The sequence below is a fragment of the Citromicrobium bathyomarinum genome (assembly GCF_038594605.1).
In the GTDB taxonomy this organism is placed as follows: Bacteria; Pseudomonadota; Alphaproteobacteria; order Sphingomonadales; family Sphingomonadaceae; genus Alteriqipengyuania; species Alteriqipengyuania bathyomarina_B.
Genome location: NZ_JBCFZM010000001.1, coordinates 174,956 through 195,000 on the forward strand (window position 1 = coordinate 174,956; position 20,045 = coordinate 195,000).

General features: G+C 64.7%; 15 protein-coding genes. 10 read left to right on the forward strand and 5 right to left on the reverse strand.

Annotation, left to right across the window (positions count from 1 at the left end; genetic code table 11):
- Positions 1-91: 91 nt before the first annotated feature.
- Entirely contained in the window at positions 92-1,663 is a 1,572-nt protein-coding gene (locus AAG612_RS00835; RefSeq protein ID WP_342506294.1) for an ABC-F family ATP-binding cassette domain-containing protein, read from the forward strand.
- 66 nt (positions 1,664-1,729) lie between these two features.
- On the opposite strand, the gene AAG612_RS00840 is transcribed toward AAG612_RS00835, so the two are convergent.
- Positions 1,730-2,284 (reverse strand): YceD family protein, encoded by a 555-nt coding sequence (locus AAG612_RS00840; protein WP_342506296.1) that lies wholly within the window; start codon positions 2,282-2,284, stop codon positions 1,730-1,732.
- Positions 2,281-2,802, reverse strand: a complete 522-nt coding sequence (locus tag AAG612_RS00845) for a ubiquinol-cytochrome C chaperone family protein (RefSeq protein WP_342506298.1) — start codon at positions 2,800-2,802, stop codon at positions 2,281-2,283. Before AAG612_RS00845 ends, AAG612_RS00840 begins: the two co-directional genes overlap by 4 nt.
- A gap of 193 nt (positions 2,803-2,995) precedes the next feature.
- Between AAG612_RS00845 and AAG612_RS00850 the strand changes: the two genes are divergently transcribed.
- From AAG612_RS00850 to AAG612_RS00875, 6 genes are all read left to right on the forward strand, one after another.
- Positions 2,996-3,469: an outer membrane protein assembly factor BamE gene (locus tag AAG612_RS00850; RefSeq protein ID WP_342506300.1), complete on the forward strand. Its 474-nt coding sequence runs from the start codon at positions 2,996-2,998 to the stop codon at positions 3,467-3,469.
- A gap of 57 nt (positions 3,470-3,526) precedes the next feature.
- On the forward strand, positions 3,527-4,087 hold the full coding sequence (gene hslV, locus AAG612_RS00855; RefSeq protein WP_342506303.1) for an ATP-dependent protease subunit HslV: 561 nt from the start codon (positions 3,527-3,529) through the stop codon (positions 4,085-4,087).
- A gap of 353 nt (positions 4,088-4,440) precedes the next feature.
- Positions 4,441-5,580 carry an FAD-dependent oxidoreductase gene (locus AAG612_RS00860; protein WP_342506305.1) on the forward strand — a complete coding sequence of 380 codons (1,140 nt, stop codon included), beginning with the start codon at positions 4,441-4,443 and terminating at the stop codon, positions 5,578-5,580.
- 41 nt (positions 5,581-5,621) lie between these two features.
- On the forward strand, positions 5,622-6,935 hold the full coding sequence (gene hslU, locus AAG612_RS00865; protein ID WP_342506306.1) for an ATP-dependent protease ATPase subunit HslU: 1,314 nt from the start codon (positions 5,622-5,624) through the stop codon (positions 6,933-6,935).
- 111 nt (positions 6,936-7,046) lie between these two features.
- Positions 7,047-8,243, forward strand: coding sequence for a GGDEF domain-containing protein (locus tag AAG612_RS00870; protein WP_342506307.1), 1,197 nt, complete (start codon positions 7,047-7,049; stop codon positions 8,241-8,243).
- 63 nt (positions 8,244-8,306) lie between these two features.
- Complete coding sequence (locus AAG612_RS00875; protein WP_342506309.1) at positions 8,307-9,509, forward strand: MFS transporter; 1,203 nt, start codon at positions 8,307-8,309, stop codon at positions 9,507-9,509.
- A gap of 6 nt (positions 9,510-9,515) precedes the next feature.
- Here the strand turns inward: AAG612_RS00875 and AAG612_RS00880 are convergent, their stop codons facing one another.
- Entirely contained in the window at positions 9,516-11,051 is a 1,536-nt protein-coding gene (locus AAG612_RS00880; protein WP_342506310.1) for a SulP family inorganic anion transporter, read from the reverse strand.
- A gap of 139 nt (positions 11,052-11,190) precedes the next feature.
- Between AAG612_RS00880 and AAG612_RS00885 the strand changes: the two genes are divergently transcribed.
- A complete protein-coding gene (locus AAG612_RS00885; protein WP_342506311.1) occupies positions 11,191-12,153 on the forward strand; it encodes an endonuclease/exonuclease/phosphatase family protein in 963 nt (320 codons plus the stop codon).
- A 132-nt stretch (positions 12,154-12,285) separates the two neighbouring features.
- Positions 12,286-15,123 carry a M16 family metallopeptidase gene (locus AAG612_RS00890; protein WP_342506312.1) on the forward strand — a complete coding sequence of 946 codons (2,838 nt, stop codon included), beginning with the start codon at positions 12,286-12,288 and terminating at the stop codon, positions 15,121-15,123.
- 24 nt (positions 15,124-15,147) lie between these two features.
- Here the strand turns inward: AAG612_RS00890 and AAG612_RS00895 are convergent, their stop codons facing one another.
- Positions 15,148-16,965 carry an ABCB family ABC transporter ATP-binding protein/permease gene (locus AAG612_RS00895; RefSeq protein ID WP_342506313.1) on the reverse strand — a complete coding sequence of 606 codons (1,818 nt, stop codon included), beginning with the start codon at positions 16,963-16,965 and terminating at the stop codon, positions 15,148-15,150.
- Between the two features lie 104 nt (positions 16,966-17,069).
- On the opposite strand from AAG612_RS00895, the gene AAG612_RS00900 reads away from it, so the two are divergent.
- Positions 17,070-17,987 (forward strand): hypothetical protein, encoded by a 918-nt coding sequence (locus tag AAG612_RS00900; RefSeq protein ID WP_342506314.1) that lies wholly within the window; start codon positions 17,070-17,072, stop codon positions 17,985-17,987.
- A gap of 120 nt (positions 17,988-18,107) precedes the next feature.
- Here the strand turns inward: AAG612_RS00900 and AAG612_RS00905 are convergent, their stop codons facing one another.
- Positions 18,108-19,583: an oligosaccharide flippase family protein gene (locus AAG612_RS00905; RefSeq protein WP_342506316.1), complete on the reverse strand. Its 1,476-nt coding sequence runs from the start codon at positions 19,581-19,583 to the stop codon at positions 18,108-18,110.
- Positions 19,584-20,045: the final 462 nt, after the last annotated feature.

Here is a 20,045-nt window from a genome sequence, read left to right on the forward strand (position 1 = left end):
AAATTACACCCAAGCCAGAGAAGGATGTGTGCCGTGATCAACAGGACGAACAACGCGAACCGCCTTGTCTCGAATCCTGCCACGGTGCCCTATGCCCTCCTTCCTCACGCTCGACTCCCTATCTGCACACACGCCTGACGGACGCCCGCTTTTCCATGACCTGACGCTCTCGGTCGGAACCGAGCGGGTCGGCCTCGTCGGGCGCAACGGGTCGGGCAAGTCGACCTTGCTCAATCTGATCTGCGGCGCGGGAAAGCCCGCGTCAGGCAGCATTCAACTGACCGGTACGGTCGACATCCTGCAGCAGGATTTGTCACCCGAGTTCACGATTGCCCGAGCGCTCGGCGTGGCGGATCGGCTGGCGGCGACCACGCGCGTGCTGGCGGGCGAGGGGACGCAGGAGGATTTCGCCCAGGCGGACTGGACGCTCGAAGAGCGCGTGGAGGCGGCATTCGCAGCGGTCGGCCTGCCCGCGATGCCGCTCGACCGGCGCATCGGCACGCTTTCGGGTGGAGAACGCACGCGCATCGGGATCGCTCGCCTGCGGCTGGAAGCGCCCGACCTCCTGCTGCTGGATGAGCCGACCAACAACCTCGATCCCTCCGGCCGCGCTGCCATTGCGGCGCTGATCGCCGATTGGCGGGGCGGGGTACTGGTCGCCAGCCATGACCGGCACCTGCTCGAAAACATGGATCGGATCGTCGAACTGACACCCATCGGCATCCGCAGTTTTGGTGGTGGCTGGTCTGCCTTCGCCGCTGCGCGGGAGGCGGAGCGTGTTCGCGCCGCCGAGGAGAGCGAGCGGGCCAACGCAGCCCTGCGGGCCGCGCAGCGCTCGGCGCAGGATCGGCGCGAGGCCAAGGCGCGGCGCGACAAGGTGGGCCGCGCGGTTGCAGCCAAGCGATCCGAGCCGAAGATCGTCCTCAACGCGAGGGCCGAGCGTGCCGAGAACACAGTCGGGCGCGAGGGCGCAACAAGCGATCGGCTGATCGGCGAGGCTGCCAAACGCCGGGAGGAGGCGCAATCACAAGTGGAGATCGTGACCCCGCTCACAATCGACATGCCCGCAAGCGGCCTGCCGCCCGGCGCGAGGGTGCTAATGCTGGACCGCGTGCAAGCTGCTGTCGGCACTCGTCGACTGGGCCCGTGGAGCTTGCGGATAGATGGGTCGGAGCGCGTCGCGCTGATCGGACGCAACGGTGCGGGCAAGAGCACGCTTCTGCGGATTGCGGCGGGTTTGCTCGATCCCGTGGCAGGAGAGGTGTTCCGGGCTGAGGGGCGTATCGCCATGCTCGACCAGCACCTGTCGATACTGGACCCGCAGGCCAGCATCCTCGACAATCTGCGTGCCCATCATCCCGAAATGGATCGGGAGGCCGCCTATGCCCATTGCGCGCGGTTCGCGTTTCGCAATCGCGATGCCTTGCGCATGGTTGGCACCTTATCGGGTGGAGAACGGCTGCGGGCAGGCCTGGCTGTGACGCTCGCCGGCGCGGCGGTGCCCTGGCTGCTGATCCTCGATGAACCGACCAATCATCTCGATGTCGAATCGCTCGAAGTGCTCGAAGATGCGTTGCGAGGCTTCGATGCTGCGCTTCTCGTGGTCAGTCACGATGCGACTTTCCTCGACCGGATCGGGATCGAGAGGTTTGTTCCGGTCTGATCCCGGCGCAGTGCATTGCGGCCCGGGGGCAGGGACCGTCCGGTATCTGCCGAGATGCCCGACGGATCAGTCCTTCTTCAGCCCGGCCAGTGCCTCGGCCAGCGGGCCCGAGGGCGCATCGTCGGTCTTGATCCCGGCTTGCTCGCGCACGGCATCGGCGTTCGGCCCTTCGGCATAAGGATCGATGCCCAGCGCCAGCGTCTGGGCGATCGCTTCGCCCAGATCGAAGGTGTCGCCGGCATATTCGATTTCGTCGAGATCGCCTTCGTCCAGCTCTATCTCGATCTCGTCGCCTTCCTGAAGCGAGGGGTGGATCGAGCCTTCGGGGACGAAGCGCAAGGCAATTTGCTCTTCGATATGGACGGGGAACTCTTCGCCCGAGACCGCGCAGGGTTGCAGGATATCGGCGGTCAGGGTGCCTTGTACTGCCACCCGCTCCCCCTGCCGATCGAGCGTCACGCCAGCCACCAGCCGACTGATCGCGACGATCGCAAAGCGCCGCGCAAGCGCCGCGCGCTCCGCCTCGTTCGCTTCGATCTCGTATGGACGGCCCGTGATCTGGCGCAGGGAAACCGGGCGCGCCAGTTCGGAGGGAGGGGGGCTGGATGCGTCGCCGGTCATTCGGCGATCTCCCCGCGCTCCAGCATGGCAAAGTCGGTGCGCGCCAGCCGCGCGTGCAGCGCGCGCAGCCCCTGCGCGATGCGCTCGGGCCCATGGTCTTCGTCGCTCAGGTGCATGTTGCGTTCGACCACGCCGGCAAGATCGGCATTGTCTTCGCGCGCCATGGCGTCACGCAGGCTGCCCGCGCGGCCGCCCAATGTTGCCATCATCCGGCCCATCATCTTGCCCACGGTGGGATCGCCGATCCCCGCTTCGCGCATCTGGCCTTCCATGTCTTCGACGAACAGTTCGGTCAGGCGTGCGGCCGCCGGTACGCCTTCGGGATCGTTCTCCAGTCGCAGCATGAACAGCGCGGTGAGCATCGAGATCATGTCGAAGCGGCCATCCAGCGTATCCGCCGCACCGCGTTCCGCATACCAGTGCTCCTGCCGCGCTTCGGCGACCAGCCGGTGCCATAACGGGCGCCATGCCTCGCGCGGATCGGCTTGCGTACCCAGCAGGCGGGAAAAGAACGACACGTGGGCAAATCCTCATTCAGCAGCAATTCAAGCGAACTCGCCACAGCTGCGCAACGCACCTTCGTATGGGGGCACCTGTAACGGGTGCCATTGCGCGGGGACGGGCGAGGCCGTAAGGCTCGCCCCACGATATAGCGCACGCGCCTGTTCACAAAAGGGCGCGCGCCGAATTTGCGAAGAGGGTTTCGAATTTATGCGGATCGTGAAGCTTGTTGCACCGGCGGTATTGCTGGGGCTGGCAGTATCGGCGGGCGGATGCACGACGATCAACGAAACGCGCGGCTATTACGGCGACGAACGGCTCAAGGGGCTGGTTCAGCCCGGCATCGACAATCAGCAGTCGGTGCAGGCAACGCTCGGTCGGCCGACCTTTACCAGCCAGTTCGGCCCGGAAACCTGGTATTACGTGTCCAGCACGACGGGACGCAAACCGTTCGTCCGCCCGAAGATCAAGGCCCACGACGTGCTTGCGGTGCGTTTCGATACGACGGGCAATGTCGTGGCGGCGGACCGCTCGGGTCTCGATCAGGTCGTCTATCTGAGCCCCGACGGCGACGAGACCCCGACGCTTGGGCGCGAGCGTGGCTTCCTCGAAGATCTGTTCGGCAATATCGGCACGGTCGGCGCACCGGGTGCCGCTCCTCCGGGTGGTGCCGGGGGGCGCTGATCGCCCGAAAGGCGCACTGCGCTTGATAGGCGGCATGCCGCGCCCATATTGGCGCGCATGACAAACGACGCATCGGCCCACGGCCTGCAACAATGGCACGGCACCACCATCATCGGCGTAAAGCGCGGAGACACGACCGTGCTTGCGGGCGATGGCCAGGTTTCCATGGGCAACACGGTGATGAAGCCCAATGCCCGCAAGGTCCGCCGGATCGGCGATAAGGGCCATGTCATCGCAGGCTTCGCGGGTGCCACCGCCGATGCCTTTACCCTGTTCGACCGTCTGGAAAAGAAGCTGGAACAGTACTCGGGCCAGCTGATGCGCGCGGCCGTCGAACTCGCCAAAGACTGGCGGACCGACAAGTATCTGCGCAATCTCGAAGCGCTGATGATCGTGGCCGACAAGGACACGCTGCTGGTGCTGACCGGCAATGGCGACGTGCTGGAGCCCGAAGGCGGGATCGCTGCGATCGGTTCCGGCGGCAATTACGCGTTGGCCGCCGCCCGCGCGCTGTCGGACTACGAGAGCGACCCGGAAAAGATCGCTCGCCGCGCGATGCAGGTCGCGGCTGAGGTCTGCGTTTTCACCAACGACCAGGTGACGCTGGAAACGGTTTAGGTGCGACCGAGAGACGCCTGAGCTAAGCGCTCAGCAGTGCTATCGCTATAACAACAACGATTCCCACTATTAGAACATAGCCAACGGTTCGGCCCATCTGTTCGCTTGAGGACAGAATGCCCCCTCCGCAGTGTTTGCATTTTGTCGCTTTGGGATGCACGTTCTCAAAACAGTGCGGGCAGGTGGCTGGCATGTGCGCCTCGATCAAACACTAAGGGGTTCACTTGCCTTTAGACGAAATCCGGTTTGGGGCCAATCCTGAGGAAAACTCAATACGTCAGCATTAAGATGACGTCTGGCTTACTGGCTGTCGTGTCTATAACCAAATCGCTTGAGTAATGAGAATTTCGGACGTGCAGGGCCAAGAAAGGTTAATAGACCGCCGCCGCCTGATCGCGGGCGCGGGTGCCACAGGTCTCGCTTTGGGGCTTGGGGCCTGCACCCCGCGCGCGCCGCTTTCCACCAGTAGATCCCTGGCAAATCTCTGCCTGCCGCGCGTGAACGTCAGCCCGGATCGGGTGATCCGCACGGTCGCGGGGCTGCGGCCCTACCGCGAAACCGGTTTCGTCGTTCGCGAACAGCGCATGGGTGCTACGCGGGTGATCCATAATTACGGCCATGGCGGCGGAGGTATTACGCTCAGTTGGGGCAGCTCGCGCCTTGCGGTCGATCTCGCTCTGTCAGGGGGCCTGCCCGGCCATTCTGGCCCCGTCGCGGTCATCGGCGCAGGCGCGCTCGGCCTCACGACCGCCAAGCTGCTGCAGGAAGCGGGCCTTGCCGTGCGCATCTATGCCGAAAGCCTGCCGCCCCACACGACCTCCAACGTCGCGGGCGGGCAGATCAACCCTACCAGCGTGTTCAGACGCTCCGCGGTGGGCGGCGGGTTCATGCGCCAGTTCGAAGCGGCGATGGACTACAGCTTCCGCCGTTTCCAGATCTCGGTCGGGGACGACACGGGCGTGCACTGGCATACCACGTATGACGCCTACCGGGAGCGCCCGCTGAGCGATCTGGAACGCCGGATCATGCCCGATGCCCGGATCTTGCGCGAAGGCGAGCATCCCTTTCCGGTGCCCGTGGTGCGCGAATGGCGCACGATGTACGTCGAAACCGGGCGCTGGCTCGCACATCTCCTGCGCGATGTGCGGATCGGCGGAGCCCAAGTGGAGCGCCGCAAACTGGCTTCGCCCGCCGAGGTCGCGGCGCTGCCCGAACGGCTCGTCTTCAATTGCACCGGGCTGGGCGCGCGCGAGCTGTTTGGCGACGATGGCATGGTGCCCGTTCGCGGGCAGCTCGCCATCCTTCTCCCGCAGCCCGAAGTCCGCCATGCCTATACCGGGCCGGTCGGCTACATGTTTCCGCGGGCCGACGGAATTGTGCTGGGCGGCACGTACGAGCGAGGCGAGTGGGATGCGACGCCTCAGCCCGAGACCATTGCGGGCATCGTCGCAGCGCACGCGCGGTTCAACGCCGGGCTGGCCTGCGTCGCCTGAAGCCTTGCGCGGCGGCGCACCGCCCCCCAAATGCCGCGCTGATGACAAGCTCTACCCCCCAATCGCTCACCCCCAAAGCCATCGTCGGCGCTCTCGACGAACACATCATCGGCCAGAAGGATGCGAAGCGCGCGGTTGCCGTCGCGCTGCGCAACCGCTGGCGCCGCCAGCGCCTCGGCCCCGATCTGCGCGACGAGGTGACGCCCAAGAACATCCTGATGATCGGGCCGACCGGGTGCGGTAAGACCGAGATCAGCCGCCGCCTGGCGCGCCTTGCCGAAGCACCCTTCGTAAAGGTGGAGGCGACCAAGTTCACCGAGGTCGGCTATGTCGGCCGCGATGTCGAACAGATTGCCCGCGATCTTGTCGAAGAGGCGATCCGGCTGGAGAAGGATCGCCGCCGCGATGCCGGGCGCGAGTCCGCGAGCGAGGCGGCGATGGAGCGGCTGCTCGATGCGCTCGTGGGCGACAATGCCTCCGAAGCCACGCGGCAGAGCTTCCGCGAACGCATCGTCCAGAATGCGATGAACGATGTCGAGGTCGAGATCGAGCTGCAGGACCAGCCGTCGCAGATGATGGACATGCCCGGAATGGGCGGCAATGTCGGCATGATTGACCTGTCCGACATGTTCGGGAAAGCGATGGGCAAGAAGCCCACCAGCCGCCGCAAGCTGCGCGTGCCCGATGCATGGGATCGGCTGGTCGACGAAGAAGCCGAAAAGCGCATGGACCAGGACGATGTCGCCCGGGTCGCGCTTCAGAATGCAGAAACCAACGGGATCGTCTTCCTCGACGAGATCGACAAGATCGCGGTCCCGGATCAGCGCGGAGGCACCGTCAGCCGCGAAGGCGTGCAGCGCGATCTGCTGCCGCTGATCGAAGGCACCACCGTGGCGACCAAACACGGTCCGATGAAGACCGACCACGTGCTGTTTATCGCGTCCGGCGCGTTCCATCTCTCCAAGCCCAGCGACATGCTGCCGGAACTGCAGGGCCGCCTGCCGATCCGGGTCGAGCTGCGTGCGTTGACCGAAGAGGATTTCGTGAGGATTCTCAGCGAAACCCGCGCCAACCTCGTCCAGCAATACACCGCGCTGATTGGCACCGAGAAGGTCACTCTGGATATTACCGAAGAGGCGGTGCGCGAAGTCGCCAAGATCGCGGCGCAGGTGAACGAAGCGGTCGAGAACATCGGTGCCCGCCGCCTGCAGACCGTGATGGAGCGCTTACTCGAAGACATCAGCTTCGAAGCCGAAGAGCACGAGGGCGAAACCGTCACCATCGACGCGGCCTACGTGCGCGAACGGCTGGACGATCTCGCCCGGGATACCGATTTGAGCAAGTATATTCTGTAGGTCTTTCCGCCACTTGCATCGACAGGATGCTTGCGGTCGCCAGGCGCTCCGGGGCATTTCGCGGCGTAAGCTCACCACGTTTTCTTAAGCTTGGTCGTGCATGCACGGCGGATGAGATCGATTCACACGACACATAATGTCTGCGCGGCGGACCGTGTCGGAGTGGGGCGGCTGTTCCGGAGCGGCCCGTCGCTCGATTCCGACATTCAAAGCCGCCTGTATGGTCAGTTGCTCAGCTCGCTGGCGGCCGCGCTGATGGGCTCGCTGTGTGCGCTGTGCGTTCTGGCCGTGGCGATCTATCGATCCTCGGCGCCGATATTCGTCGTCTTTGTCGTGCTGGAAGTGGCGGTCGCTCTCGGGCGGATCGCCGCCTGGCGCTGGAACCAGAGGCGCGAAGCCGCTGGCTTGCCTATCGACGTCAGCTGGTCTTCCCTGCCATCGCTCTTGTGGTGTACGCTTCAAGGGAGCGTGGCGTTCGTCATCATGAGCGGCGGCGATCCGGTGCTCCAGGTGCTCTCGGCCACACTCGTCATGGCCGCGCTGGGGCAGATCTGCGCCCGCAATTATCCCGCGCCCTCGTTCGCGATGCTGCTTCTGCTGATGATGGACCTTCCATTCGTGGTCGGGGCCGTACTGGCCGAAGAGCCTCTGCTTTCGGTCATCGTGATCCTGACGCCGCCCTTCATCTTCGGTGCGCGGCAGATCATCACGACCTTCCACGAAACGCTTGTGGCGAGCCTGGTCGCGGCAAAGCAGAACCTTCATCTCGCCTTCCACGACAGCCTGACGGGTATCCTCAACAGGCAGGGAATGGACGCCCACCTCAGCAGGCTCACCAGCAAGCCCGATCAGCCGATGGCGATCATCTCGCTCGACCTGGACGAGTTCAAGGCCATCAACGACGAGTATGGCCACGGTGCGGGCGACACGGTTCTGGTCGAAGTGGCCCGGCGGATAGACGCAGTGGCCGGGGAGCGTGGCAAGGTGGCCCGCATGGGCGGTGACGAATTCATGGTTCTGCTGCGCGATTGCGGGATCGACGAGGTTCGCGAACTGGGCGAGAAACTGGTCGAGGCGGTTTGCGGGGGAAGCATACGCATCGCGAATGGCGTTGCGGTCAGCGTCGGCGCAAGTGCGGGCTTCGCGTGTATACCGCAGGATGCGCTGACGACGCATGAACTGCGCATTCGCGCCGATCTGGCGCTGTACGACGCGAAGGACGCGGGCAAGCAGACCTGCCAGCGCTTCCGTCAACCGGAGCAGGACATCGACACGATCAGCGATATGCTCAAGGAAGCCTTTGGCTGAACCGGCCGGGGCGTTTGGGCGCCCGTGCTTGACCTCGCGGCCTGCGCCTCCGAAGGCGCGCACATGACCGCACCCGCCCGCCTCACCCCAGCGCAGGAATACTGGCTCGCCGTCGCGGCGGCGGTGGTGACGGCGAATGCCTATTACATCCACCCGATCATCGGCGACGTCGCGCGCCATTTCGGGGTGAGCGCGGCGCAGATCGGGCTGGTGCCCGCACTCAACCAGTTGGCGCTGGCGCTCGGCATCCTGCTGTTGCTGCCGCTGGGGGATCGCTTTTCCAACCGCACGCTGACGATCCTGTTCACTATTGGCCAGTGCGGCGGGCTGATCGTGATGACTTTGGCGCAGGGCCTGACGTTGTTCACCGTCGGGTCGACGCTGCTCGGCTTCTTCACCATCGCGCCCTACCTCCTGCCTGCCTACGCATCGAAGCGCGTCGCGCCCGAGCGGCTGGGCCAGGTGACGGCGCTGCTGACCGCAGGGGTGATCTTCGGCATTCTCGTTGCGCGGGTCGGGGCAGGGGTGGTGGCCGAATATTACGGCTGGCGGACGGTCTACTGGATCGCCACCGGCCTGATGATCGTCATCACGCTCGCGCTGCCGTACATCATGGAGAAGGGCGTGCGCGACAAGGACGCGAGCCGCCTGCCCTATGGGAGGCTGATTGCCTCGCTGCTGGCACTCGCGCGCGACCGGCGCGAAATACTCCTCTCGGGCGCCATTCAGGGTATCGGGTTCGGCCAGTTCATCGCCTTGTGGCTGGGGCTGGCGCTCCACCTGACGGGGCCGGAAATGGGCTATGGCACCGATGTGGTCGGCTACCTTGCCGGGTTCGCGGCGGTCAGTGTTTTCTCGACGCCCTACTGGGGGCGACTGGCGGACCGGATCGGGCCGCGCAAGGCCCGCGTAGGCTATGCCGTGGTGCAGACCCTCGGGATCGCGCTGCTGCTGCCCTTCGGCGACAACCTGTGGCTGCTGATGATCCCGATCCTGATCGGCAATATCGTCGGCCCCGCGATCGACGTGACCAGCCGGATGACCTTCCTCTCGCAAGAGCCCGCGCTGCGCACGCGGCTGACGACGATCTATATCGTGATGATGTTCATCGGCGGCGCGGTCGGCAGTATCGCCGGCACCGCACTGTTCGAAGCCTTCGGCTGGGCGGGGACGGCGCTCGCCATTCTCGCCAGCTGCCTCAGCCTCACGATCCTCTCATTCGTCGGCTACCGGGTCTATGGCCACAGGGACCAGCCGATCGGTTGAGCCCCTTCAGGGATGGGGCGCGAGCCCGATCTCGACGCCCGTGCGGTCGGTCGCGCCGTGGCGGTCGACCAGGTCCGCGCTTGCCTCGTTGAGACCGACGACCTGCACGCTGCGACCGTGCATCCGCATCCGCTCGACCACCTTGTCGAGCGCGCCGATCGCAGAAATGTCCCAGAAGTGCGCGCGGCTGACGTCGATGATCACGTGATCGGCCGGGTCGGGCATCATGCTTTCCGGGCCTAGCGCCGCCTCGAACCGCTGGACGCTGCCGAAGAAGATCTCGCCATGCGCCCGGTAGACCGCGGTTTCGCCTTCGCGCGTACGCTCGACCTCGAACATGTGCATCACCTTCTGGACGAAGAAGATGCCCGACAGCAGCACGCCAACCAGCACGCCGATGGCGAGATTGTGGGTGTAGACCACGACCGCGACGGTCACGAACATCACGATAGAGCTTTGCCACGGGTGCCAGCGCAGGTTGGGGATCGAGTTCCAGCTGAACGTGCCGATGGAAACCATGATCATGATCGCGACCAGCGCGGGCATCGGCACCTGGCCGACGATCCCGCCGAGCAGGACGAGCATGATGAGGAGCGCGAGGCCCGCGACGAAGGTCGATAGCCGCCCGCGACCGCCGGAGGTGACGTTGATGACCGACTGCCCGATCATCGCGCAGCCGCCCATGCCGCCGAACAGCGCGGCGACGATATTGGCGATGCCCTGTCCGCCGCTCTCGCGCCGCTTGTCGCTGCCCGTGTGGGTCATGTCGTCGACGATCTGCGCGGTCAGCAACGATTCGAGCAGGCCGACCGCCGCCATGGTGAGCGAATAGGGCGCGATGATCGCCAGCGTTTCCCACGTCAGCGGCACATCGGGCAGCACGAAGAAGGGCAGACCGTCGGGCAGCTGGCCCATGTCGGACACCGTGTTGACCGGCGAACCGAGCCACAGCGACAGGCAGGTCAGCACCACGATGGCGACCAGCGGGCTGGGGATCGCGGTGGTCAGCTTGGGGACAAGGTAGATCATCGCCAGACCGCCTGCGACCATCGCGTAGGTGATCCAGTTGACGCCTTCGTTCGTGGGGTCGAGCTGGGGCAGCTGCGCCATGAAGATCAGGATCGCGAGCGCGTTGACGAAGCCGGTAATGACGCTCCGGCTGACGAACTGCATCAGCCGGTCGAGGTGCAGCAGCGCGGCGATTCCCTGGAAAATGCCCATCAGGATCGTCGCGGCGAACAGGTATTCGACGCCGTGATCGCGCACCAATGGCACCACGACCACCGCCACCGCAGCGGTCGCGGCGGAGATCATGCCCGGGCGCCCGCCGGTAAAGGCGATCACCATCGCAATCGCGACCGAGGCATAAAGGCCCACGCGCGGGTCCACGCCCGCGATGATCGAGAAGCCGATCGCCTCGGGAATAAGCGCCAGCGCCACGACAATACCCGCAAGCACGTCTGCGCGGACATTGCCGAACCATTCCTGCTTCCATCGGGCTGTTCTGCTGGCGTGCGCGGTCGCGCCGGTGTTGGGCGTCATGGGAAATCCGTCAATTTATCTGGAACACACACCCCGTGCACGATGCTGCGCTGCAACACAACCCTCCCGGATCGGGCGGTCCCGTCGACTTGGCAGCGCTTCGCCGTTCGTTTAGCGATGGGGCAACGGGGAGAAATCTGTGAAATTTCTAGGATATACGCTGCTCGGCCTCGCCACCGCGATGCTGGTGGCGGTGCTTGTATCGCTGTCCAGCACCGATGCCTGGTTCGTGCGACAGGTCGATCTGGTGCGCGAACCAATGTCGTACATTGCCGCGATTCTGTTGTTCGTCGCGCTTTTCGTGGCGTTCCGCTGGCGGTGGCTCACCGTCGTATTTCTGGCATTGGTGATCGCGATCAATATCTGGCGCATCTGGCCCTACAGCTTCCTCGCGGGAAAGCAGCTGACCTATGAGGATAGCGAGCAGGCCGCAAAAGCGACCTGTTTTTCTGCCATGTCGGTCAACGTGAAGGTCAAGAACGACCAGTATGCGAAGGTCGCAGAGCAGATTCGGCAGATCGACCCCGACCTGCTTTTTCTGATGGAAACCGACGAAAAGTGGATCGAACAGCTAGAGCCGGTGCTGGCGGACTATCCGCATGTGGATCGCCATCCACAGCCGCACGCTTTCGGCCTTGTGTTCGCCACCCGGCTTCCGGTGACGAAGAGCAATATCGTTGAGAACACCCACCGCGATACCCCGACGCTCTATGCCACGCTGCAGCCCGGCTCGCGACCGGTGGAATTCATCGGCCTGCATCCCAAGCCGCCGCTGCCGACGTGGAATACCGAGATGCGCGACCGAAACATCGTGAGGGCCGGCATGCAGACGCCCGACCGGCTGCCCGATGCCTTCGTGATGGGGGATTTTAACGATGTCCCTTGGTCGCGCACCAGCACGAAGTTTCGCGGTACCGGCAAATGGCGCGATCCGCGGATCGGCCGGGGCGCCTATCCGACGTTTCCGTCCGCCTTCCTTGCAGCGGGTTGGCCGCTCGATCAGATGATGCTCAAGGGCGATCTGGAGCTGACCGGGTTCGAGGTGCTGCCGGACAATGGTTCGGACCACCGGGCACTATATGCCCGGGTCTGCGCGCCCTGAGTCCACCCTCAGGTCCGCTGGATAGTCTTTTGCCGATTGCTCAAGGCGTTGGTCGATAGGCCGGTCCGTAGCCTTGCGGGCAGCGGGTCGCTCTGGTTCATTGGCGCGCAGAGCTTTTATGGGGGGACTATCATGCTGAAATCCGCACTTGCCGTCAGCGCCGCCGCGCTTGCCTTTGCTACGCCCGCGCTCGCGCAGGAGGCCGCGCCGGATCTGGAGCCGGGCCTTTCCGCGCCCGAAATCGAATATACCGAATGGACGCTCGACAATGGGTTGCGGGTGATCGCCATTCAGGACGAGGGCACTGCCACCGTCACCACCTCGCTGTGGTACGAGGTCGGATCGAAGCACGATCCCGAAGGGCGCAGCGGCTTTGCCCACCTGTTCGAGCATATTCTCAGCCGCAAGACCGAGAACATGCCCTACAACATGATCTACGGCCTGACGGCGGATGTCGGCGGCACGCGCAATGCCTCGACCGGGTCGGACCGCACGAACTATTACGAGACCGTGCCGGCCGAATATCTCGAGACGATGCTGTGGACCCACCGCGAACGCATGTTCAAACCGGTGATCGACCAGCAGGTGTTCGAGAGCGAGCGCGAAGTGGTGAAGGAAGAGCTTCGTCAGCGGGTCCTCGCGCCGCCCTATGGCCGGCTCCAGCGCTTCGTCATTGCGGAAAATGCCTATGACGTGCTGCCGCAGCGACGGCCCGGAATCGGTTCGATCGAGGATCTCGATTCAGCCACGCTCGACGATGCGCGTGCCTTCCACCAGGCCTATTACGGTCCGGACACGGCGACGCTGATCGTCGCGGGCAATTTCGAAATGGCCAACCTGCGCACTCTGGTCGACGAATATTTCGGCGACATCCCGCGCCGCGCCGACCCGGTCGACCTGACCATTGCAACGCGCGAGCCTGAGCGGACCGAGCCGCGAAGCTTCGTGGCCACCGCGCCCAACGTGCCGCTGCCCGTTGCGGGCTCCATCTGGAAGGGGCCCGAGGCCGACAGCATGGATTCGGTCACGCTCGATGTGATTTCGGCGATCATGGCGAGGGGCCAGAGCAGCCGCCTTTACGACGCGCTGGTGCGCAGCGGAAAGGCAGTCGATAGCGCGATGTTCTCCGCTGCCAGCGAGGAGGGCGGCTACATCGCCTCCTTCGCGATCACCAACCCGATGGCCGATGCAGACGAGGTCGACGGTCTGTTGAAGGCCGAGCTGGAGCGCATACGGACCGAACCTGTCAGTGCTGCCGAACTGGCCGAGGCAAAGAGCGAACTGTTCTCCGATTCGCTCCAACGGCGCGAGACCGCCCGCGGGCGTGCATTCGAGCTGGGCGAGGCGCTGGTTTCCACCGGCAACCCACGCGCTGCCGATGATCGCCTCGCCGCCATTGCGAACGTTACCGTCGAAGATGTGCAGCGGGTCGCCGCCAAGTGGCTCGCCCCGCAAGCGCGGGTCGACATGCGCTACATCGCGGGCGAGGAAGATCCATCGGCCTATGCCAACCCCGTGCCGATGCCGACCTTCCGCAGCCTGCCTTCCGCCACCGGAGAGCCGCTTTCCGTGCTTCCCGAAGGCGCGCGGCAGGAGCCTCCTGCTGCAGGCGTGCGGCCCGACGTGGTCGCTCCCGAAATCGTCGAGCAGACCCTATCGAACGGGATCGAGGTGGTTGCCGCGCAAACCGGCGATGTACCGATCGCGACGATGACCGTGCTCGTGCCCGGCGGGGCCTCCACCGATTCCCGCGAAAAGGCAGGCGTGGCGCAATTCGCCGCCCAGCTTGCGGATCAGGGCACCGCCGACATGAGCGCGCAGGAAATCGCCGCGCGGCTCGAAAGTCTTGGCGCAAGCTTCAGCGCCAATGCGGGCCGCGACGGCACCTTCTTCAGCCTGACCGCGCCGGTCGCGAATTTCGAGGCGGCGGGCGAAGTGCTGGCCGGTATCGTGCGCACAGCGCAGTACCCGCAGGCCGAGCTGGATCGCGAGCGCAAGCGCGCGATCGACGGCCTGCTGGTCGAGATGAAGGACCCGGGCGAACTGGCAAGCAAGGTTGCGGCAGTCGTGATGTACGGCGATGCGCCTTACGGATCGCAATCGGGCGGTACGGCGGAAAGCATCGCCACGATCACTCGCGAAGATCTGCTCGCCCATCGTCAGAGCTGGTGGCATCCGAGCGAGACGAAGATCATCGTCAGCGGCGGTATCGCGCCCGCTCAGGCGACCGCGCTCGCCAATACGCTGTTCGGTGACTGGAGTGTGGACGCGCCCGCGCCGACGCCGCCCGCCGATCCTGCGGGCGACGCCCAGCCGGTGCGTACGATCGTGATCGACATGCCCGAGGCCGGGCAGGCCGCCGTCTACGCGGCGGTCCGCGCGATCCCGCGCGACGATGAGCGCTATTACGCGCTGGAGCTTTCCAACGCGGTGCTCGGCGGTGGGTCGAGCGGGCGTCTGTTCGAGGAAATCCGCACCAAGCGCTCGCTCAGCTACGGGGCCTATTCGGGCTTCGCCGACCGGGCGGATGACTCGGTGCTGGGGGCCAGCGCGCAGACCAAGAACGAAACCGCGGACGAGGTGATGCAGATCTTCCTCGAAGAGTTCGCCCGGTTGGGGACCGAACCGCTGGACGAGGCGCTGCTCGACAAGCGGCGGCTCTATCTCGGTGGCAGCTATGCCCGCTCTCTGGAAAGCAGTGCAGGCTTCAACGGCATCGTTGCCGGGCTGATGCAGCAGGGCCTCGAGCCTGTCGAGGCGGCGCGCTATGCCGAGCGGCTGGCGCAAGTGACGCCACAGGATGCAAGTGCGGCGGCGCGTGATCTTGTCGATCCGGACAAGGCAACCGTCGTGATCGTCGGAAACGCGGCCGAGTTCATCGACGGGGTGCGCGCGATCCGGCCCGATGTCGAGGTGATCCCTGCCGAAGGGCTCGATGTCTCGGCGGCCGATTTCGGGCTGGAAGACTAGGCCCGGCGCTCCACCAATGGCACGTTACGCTTCGCTGTCGGCCTGCTGACGCGCCCACATTTCGGCATAGAGCCCGTCACGCCGGAGCAGTTCGGCGTGGCGGCCTTGCTCGGCCAGCCGCCCATTCTCGAGCACGAGGATGCGATCCGCATCGGCAATCGTCGATAGGCGATGCGCGATGGCCAGCGTCGTGCGGCCCCGCGCCACCCGGTTCAGCGTTGCGAGAATTTCCTGCTCGGTCCGCGAATCGAGCGCGCTGGTCGCCTCGTCGAGGATCACTATGGGCGGGTTCTTCAACAGCGTGCGGGCGATGGCGACGCGCTGCTTCTCGCCTCCCGAAAGCTTGAGGCCTCGCTCGCCGACCTGCGTTTCGAAGCCTTCGGGCAGCATCTCGATGAAGGGCAGGATCGCCGCTCCGCGCGCGGCCTCGCGGATGGCATCCTCGTCGGCATCATCCATGTGGCTGGGCCGTCCGTAACCGATGTTATAGCCGATGGTGTCGTTGAACAGCACGCTATCCTGCGGGACGATGCCAATGGCGGCGCGCAAGCTCTCCTGCGTCACCTTGCTGATATCCTGACCGTCTATGAGGATGCGGCCCGCCCTCGGGTCGTAGAACCGGAACAGCAGCCGCGCGATGGTGCTCTTTCCCGCGCCCGATGGGCCGACCAGCGCCACGGTCTCTCCCGCCCCGATTTCGAAGTCGAGACCGTGGAGGATCTCGCGATCCGGATCATAGCCGAAATGCACGTTTTCGAAGGTGATCCCGGGGCGGTCGATCCGCAGCGCGGGCGCGCCGGGCACGTCCTTCACCTCGACATCGGCGTCGATCAGCTTGAACATCGCCGCCATGTCGATCAGCCCCTGCCGGATCGTGCGATAGACGAAGCCGAGGAGGTCGAGCGGGCGGAAAAGCTGGACGAGATAGGTGTTCACGAACACCAGGTCGCCGGTTGTCAGGTTGCCCCGGCTCCAGCCCCACACGGTATAGCCCATCGCGCCTGCCATCAGCAGATTGGTGATCAGCGACTGCGCGATATTGAGCAGGCCAAGCGAAGAATCGGACTTGATCGCGGCTTCGGAATATTGCTGCGCCGCCTTGGCATAGCGCGCTTCCTCGCGCCGCTCGGCCCCGAAATATTTGACCGTTTCGTAGTTCAGCAGCGAATCGACCGCGCGCGACAGCGCCTGCCCGTCGAGATCGTTCATCTCGCGCCGCAGCTTGGTCCGCCATTCGGTGATGACCTGTGTGACGACGATATAGGCGACCACGGTGACGGCGGTGGCGATCACCAGTCCGATGCCGAAATTGATATAGAAGATCACCGCCACCGCGATCAGCTCGATCGCGGTCGGCGCGATGTTGAACAGCAGGAAATAGAGCATCGTGTCGATGGTCTTGGTCCCGCGCTCGACCGTCTTGGTGATCTCGCCCGTGCGGCGCGAGAGGTGGAAGCGCAGGCTCAGGCGGTGGAGTCTGGCAAAGACGTCTTCGGCGAACTGGCGAGTGGCGTCCTGGCCCACCCGTTCGAACACCATGTTGCGGATATTGTCGAACGCGACGCTGGCAAATCTCCCGGCAGCGTAGGCGACCACGAAGGAAATCGCGACCATCGCGGTTGCATCGGCCGGCGTTTCCATCGCGTCGACCGCGGCACGGTAGGCGTAGGGCAGGGCGAGGGTGGCCCCCTTGGCGACAAGCACGAGGATCAGCGCAATGACGATCCGAATGCGCAGGTCCGTGCGGTCCTTCGGCCACAGGTAAGGGAGGAATCGCCGCAGCGTCTGCCACCCCTCGGGCGCAGCTCGATCCGTGTCGGAAGTGGTGTTGGTAGGCCCCATCGCTGGCCAGCATGTGGCTATCGCCTGCACGCATCACAAGCCGCGCTGCACCGCGACCGCGCTGCAAGCTATCCTTAACGGCGATCAGCTATGTCTGCGCCACGATGATGCATGCCTTCGAAAAGATCGCCGACAGGTTGGCGCGCGCCCGGTTCGAACAGGCCGCGCGCGGTATCCTGCGCACCGCGCCGATCAGGCCGAGCGACGATGGCGTGATCCTGTTCTCGATGATGGGCACGCGCGTGCTGCTGCCCTATCTGGTCGCGATCAAGTCCGTCCACGCATCGCTAGGGCGGGGCAGGGTGGTAATCCTCGATGATGGCACCCTGACCGTGGAGGACCGCGCAACCCTCGCGCATCATTGCGGCGATCCGCAGATCATTCCCATCGCGTCGGTCGATACCGGGCCATGCCCGAAGGGCGGCACATGGGAGCGGTTGCTGACGATCCTCGATCTGCGGCGCGATAGTTATGTGATCCAGATCGATTCGGATGTCGTGGCGCGCGGGCCCATGCCCGAAGTCGCACAAGCGATTGCAGATGCGCGGTCCTTCACTTTGCGCGGGGAAGAAGAATCGGATCTGATGGATGTCGCGGCGATCGCGCGGCAGCAGCAGGTCTACGAAACGACCCACGTCCAGGGGCTGATCGAACAGCAGATGGACCAGCTCGACATCGCCGGGCGTCCCGATCTGCATTATGTCCGGGGCTGTTCGGGCTTTGCGGGCTTCGCGCCTTCGCAAGAGGGGCGCGACCTCGCCGAGGCGTTCTCGCGCGAGGCCGACCGGGTGCTGGGGCGCGCCAAGTGGTCCGAATGGGGGAGCGAGCAGGTCACCAGCAACTTCGTGATCGCGAATGCGCCTGATCCGCTGCTGCTGCCCTATGATCGTTATCTCAATTTCTGGGACCAAGGCGTGCCGGAAGATGCGCGACTGGTGCATTTTATCGGCACCTATCGCTACGATCGCGGCGCCTATGTGGCTGCGGCAAAGGATGCGATCGGGCGCCTGACCGCCGCCTAGCTATCGCTCCGGCGCGCATCGCTTCCACCATTTCGCGGACCTGGCGCTCCATCGAGAAACACGCCACGGCCCGGGCCCTTTCTGCCCTGCCGTGCCGCCGCAGCGTTGCTCGGTCTGCTTTTAGCCAGCCTCGGCCTGTCTTCGATTGCTGCCACGCCACAAACCCAGCTTGCCTGCGAACAGCATGATCTCGTCGAACAGCGGATGCGACAGCAGACGCAGCATCGCCAGCCAGGCAAGGCCGGTCGGCCCGGCGATCAGTGCGATGCGTAGCAGCGGCAGGTCTACTCCCGCCGCCCGGACCAGCTCCAAGGTCGCAAAGGCCGCCCCGGCCGAGACGCCTGCGACCAGCGCGCTGGGTAGCAGCATCCGCACGAAGGGCACGACATCGGTATCGAGATACCTCTTCTGCAGCGCCAGCCAGATCGGCGACGTCGCCAGCGTGGCCAGCATCAGCGCCCAGCTGAACGAGACAATATCGCCCGTGAACAGCAACACACCCAGGCCGATGCGCGCGGTCGCCGTGACCAGCAGCGGGATCGAGGACAGGTAGGGCCGCCCGATCGCGTTGAAGGCGGGCACCTTGTAATGGAACGTCAGATCGATGGCGGCCATCAGCGCCAGTGGCAGGATGGCGGGCGCGGCAAAGATCCATTGATCTCCGTACAGGCCGACGATCACATCCTCTGCGGCGACCGCGGTTACCGCGAGCATCGGCCAGCCGACTGCCGTCACCAGCGCGATGGCCCGTTGGAGGATCGGCCTCAGTGATTGCTTGGCGTGGAAAGCTTTGGACAAATAGGTTTGCGACCCGAAGGTGATCGCCGACCCGGCGACCTGCATGAAAATGTTCACGGTCGAATTGGCGCGGCTGAGCAGGCCGACCTGGCGGGGGGTGCCCAGCTTCCCGAGGATCAGGTCGGGCAGGGCGTTATTCCCTGCTTTCACGAGATTGGTAAACAGCGCGCCCGCGCCGAATCGAAGGATGTCGGCGGATTCGCTGAACCGGGGGCGGTAGGCCATGTGCTTGGGCGCGAGCCAGAGGTTGGCGATCCCGGTCGAGATCACGTTGGCTAGATTCGCCCACGCAAGGCTCGCGGCTCCGAAGTCCGCCAGCGCGAGGCCGATACAGGTCACCGAATAGGCGACCGTGCCGACTGCGGTGCTGATCGAGAGCTTCGCGGCGTCGTATTCGCGAATCAGCAGTGCGAGCGCGACCGAGCTGAACGGAATGAACAGGAAGCTGAGCGCGAGGATCTGCATGACCTGCGCGATCTCCGGATGGCCGAACCACGAAGCGACGACATCGCTGCCGAAGAACAGCAGGGCGGCGATCGTGAAGGCGATCGCATAGGCGATGCCCATGGCGGACCGCACCTTGTCGGACGTGAGGCTTTCCGCGCGCTGGAGATAGGAGCCGACACCGAACTCCCGGAACACGTGCGCGATGTTCACCAGCACGATCGCGATCGAGTAAATCCCGATCTCTGCCGGGGTGAGGATGCGCGCAACGATGACCGAGACGAAGAACATCACCAGCGTCGCGCCCGAGGATGATGCGAAGTTGATCGCCAGGGATTTGCGGAAGGACGTCATCAGCGCGCGCCTGCAGCGCGCGGCACGTACGCGCACGCGCCCGCGCGTGGCGCGCGTAAGGGGTGTGCCCGAAGCCGAGGCCGCAACCCACGTAAGGCAGCATCTCGGATCGGGGCAAATTCGATGTTCATGGGGGTGCTATGACCCACGCGGGTTTACTGCGGGGTAAAGCGGACCGGCTTTTTTCGCTCATTGGAATCGCTGAATCGGCGGATTCGCGCTGACTCGCACAGGATCCACGGCTCGGACCCGCCCGGGAGGCTGTCAGGGGAAGGGGAAGAGTGACAATAATTCCCGTGTGGAATCAAGCACTTATCAATTAGTGACAGAAATTTGAAAAAAAGCGTTTGACCGAATCCCGGCTCCCGCCTAGATGGGCTTCACCGACGCGGCGCTGGCGGCTTCCACCGCCCACCGCATCGGTCGCCAACATATTCGGATAGCCGGTCCCCCGGTTTAAAT